Here is a 745-nt window from a genome sequence, read left to right on the forward strand (position 1 = left end):
TTACCAAGCGATTAAAATAAAAACATCAAAAAGTACTTTGATACCTTGTGATTATAGCAGCCTAATTCTATAATAATAATTGATGATTTTTATCTATTCACAAACTTTTATTTCTAATATATAACGAATAGACAAGCCAACTTTTATTTATAGCTTATTTTGAAGCTAAGGACATCGGTGTGAATACCACTAATTTGACGACGTTTGTGACTGTTATGCAAACAGGTAGCATCTCAGGCGCAGCAGAAAAGCTATTTATCACTCAACCTGCTGTCAGTAAACGTATCAAAAACCTAGAGGACGAGTTCAATATCGTCCTTTTTGATACAGTAGGTCGAGGTATCGTACCGACTCAAGCAGCAAGTGAGATGCTACCACATGCCAAACGCTGGTTAGAAGATTATGAAAATTTTAAAATAAACTTGCAACACTCTAAGCAAATGGTCTCTGGCAAGTTGGTCATCGGTACCAGTCATCATATTGGTTTGCATCATCTTGCACCAGTGCTAAAAGATTTTATCCAAAGTTATCCTGCTGTACAGCTCGAAGTCCATTTTGTGGATTCAGAAGAAGCGCACAAAGCGGTTCTTGATGGCAATTTATCTTTGGCTTTTTTGACGTTACCACCTGTTTATGATAAGCGTCTAACCTATCATACATTGTGGTCAGATCCATTATATTTTATGACAGGTACGCTGTCGCCATTAGCCACAAAAACCAATGTAACTTTAGAGCAGTTGGCTCA

Annotated in this window: 1 protein-coding gene; it reads left to right on the top strand. The window is 37.2% G+C overall.

All coding sequences use genetic code 11. The features are described from left to right. Positions 1-179: 179 nt before the first annotated feature. Positions 180-745, top strand: a 566-nt coding sequence (locus ACS8FD_RS20020) for a LysR family transcriptional regulator (RefSeq protein ID WP_439277157.1), incomplete at its 3' end; no start/stop codon positions are given.

The organism is Psychrobacter sp. 1U2 (assembly GCF_051847575.1).